This window comes from Streptomyces sp. XY431 (assembly GCF_001279805.1).
Classification (GTDB): domain Bacteria; phylum Actinomycetota; class Actinomycetes; order Streptomycetales; family Streptomycetaceae; genus Kitasatospora; species Kitasatospora purpeofusca.
This window is the reverse complement of the sequence record NZ_LGDO01000233.1, coordinates 1-1,948: the sequence shown is the minus strand read 5'-3', so window position 1 is coordinate 1,948 and position 1,948 is coordinate 1. Positions and strand designations below refer to the sequence as shown.

Annotated in this window: 2 protein-coding genes; both read right to left on the bottom strand. The window is 73.8% G+C overall.

The annotated features are described in order from the left end of the window. A partial coding sequence (locus tag ADK60_RS22120) for a glycoside hydrolase family 1 protein (protein ID WP_053648351.1) occupies positions 1–927 on the bottom strand: 927 nt, incomplete at its 3' end. A 47-nt stretch (positions 928–974) separates the two neighbouring features. Next, positions 975–1,948: AAA family ATPase (locus ADK60_RS22115; RefSeq protein WP_159400527.1), on the bottom strand; the 974-nt coding region annotated here is incomplete at its 5' end.

Sequence of the window (1,948 nt, the reverse complement as noted above, 5' to 3'; positions counted from 1 at the left end):
GGGCAGGCCGGGGTCGGTGGGGGCGGCGACGCGGGTGGGGTTGTAGTAGTTGACGCCGAGGCCGTCGAGGCCGGGGGTGTGGATGAGGTCGAGGTCGCCAGGGCGGACGGCGCCGAAGATGTCGTCGGGGACGCCGAGGGCTGCGAGGTCGGGGTAGCGGCCGAGGAGGAGGGGATCGTTGAACAGGCGGTTGTGGAGGGTGTCGTAGGCCTCGGCGGCGGCCAGGTCGGCGGGTGAGGGGGAGGCCGGTTCGACCGGGGTGAGGTTGTTGGAGATCAGTACGTCGAGGCCGCGCTCGTGGAGCAGGGAGGCGGCCAGGCCGTGACCGAGGAGCTGGTGGTGGGCCGCCGGGAGGGCCTCGAACATCAGGGTCCGGCCGGGGGCGTGGATGCCCATCGCGTAGCCGTAGACGGTGTGGACGAAGGGCTCGTTGAGGGTGATCCAGGCGGGGACGCGGTCGCCGAGGCGGTCGGCGACGATCGCGGCGTACTCGGCGAACCGGTACGCGGTGTCCCGGTTCAGCCAGCCGCCGGCGTCCTCCAGGGCCTGCGGGAGGTCCCAGTGGAAGAGGGTGGGCAGCGGGGTGATGCCGGCTTCGAGGAGGGCGTCGACCAGGCGGTCGTAGAAGGCGAGTCCGGCGGGGTTGAAGGGGCTCGCGCCGGTGGGCTGGACGCGGGGCCAGGCGATCGAGAAGCGGTAGCCGTCCAGCCCGAGGTCCTGCATCAGCGCGATGTCCTCGGGGTACCGGTGGTAGTGGTCGCAGGCCACCGCACCCGTGTGGCCGTCGCGGACCGCGCCGGGGCGGGCGGCGAAGGTGTCCCAGATCGAGGGGCCGCGGCCGTCCTCCGCCACCGCCCCCTCGATCTGGTAGGCGGCGGTGGCGGCACCCCAGCGGAATCCCGCGGGCAGGTCGAGACGATCCGGCATGGCAGCCTCCTCGGACAGAAATATGAGGACTGCTCATGTTACTGGGGTCACGTCGGAATGCCAGAGGAGGCGGGGAGGTCCGCGGGTTCGAGTGTGGAGAGCTGGTCGGGCGTGGGGGTGACGGCCTCGGCCATCCGCTGGGCCTGGCGTTCGGTCATCTCCTGGAAGGTCTGGCGGGCCGAGCGGCCGTTGCCGAAGCCGGCGCCGCGCGGGAGCGTCTCGAAGTGCCGGAGCAGGCGCAGGCGCGCGGGACCGGTCAGCGCGTAGCGGTGCTCGCGCGCCTGGTGCTCGACGATGGCCACCAGGTCGGCGGCGGAGTAGTCCTCGAAGAGCAGGGTGCGGGTGAAGCGGGAGGAGAGTCCGGGGTTGGAGCCGATGAAGCGGGCCATGTCCGCGGGATAGCCGGCGGCGATCACCACGACGTCGTCGCGATGGTCCTCCATCAGCTTGACCAGGGTCGCCACCGCCTCCAGGCCGAAGTCGTGCCCGCCGGACTCGGGGACGAGCGAGTAGGCCTCGTCGATGAACAGGACGCCGCCGAGCGCCCGGTTGAAGGCCGCCGCCGTGCGCGGGCCGGTGTGGCCGACGTACTCGCCGACCAGCGCGCTGCGGTCGACCTCGACCAGGTGGCCGCGGCGCAGCAGGCCGAGCGCCTTGAGCAGGCGGCCGTAGAGGCGGGCGACGGTGGTCTTGCCGGTGCCGGGGTTGCCGGCGAAGACGAGGTGGCGGCTGAGCGGCGGTGCGGGCAGGCCGGCCTCCTCGCGCAGCCGGACGGCCTGCATCAGCTTCACCATCGAGTGGACGTCGTGCTTGACCCGCTCCAGGCCGACCAGGGTGGCGAGTTCGGCCAGCAGGTCGTCCAGGTGCTCCTCCTCGGGCTCCGCCGTGGGGAGTTCGGCGGGCGCCGCGGCGGGCGGTGCCGGGGCCGCGGCGCCGGGCGGGAGGGGTGCGGCCGGCACGGCGGGTACGCCGGGCAGGACCGGCGGGGCGGGGGGGGGGGGGGGGCCGCCGGGGGGGGAAG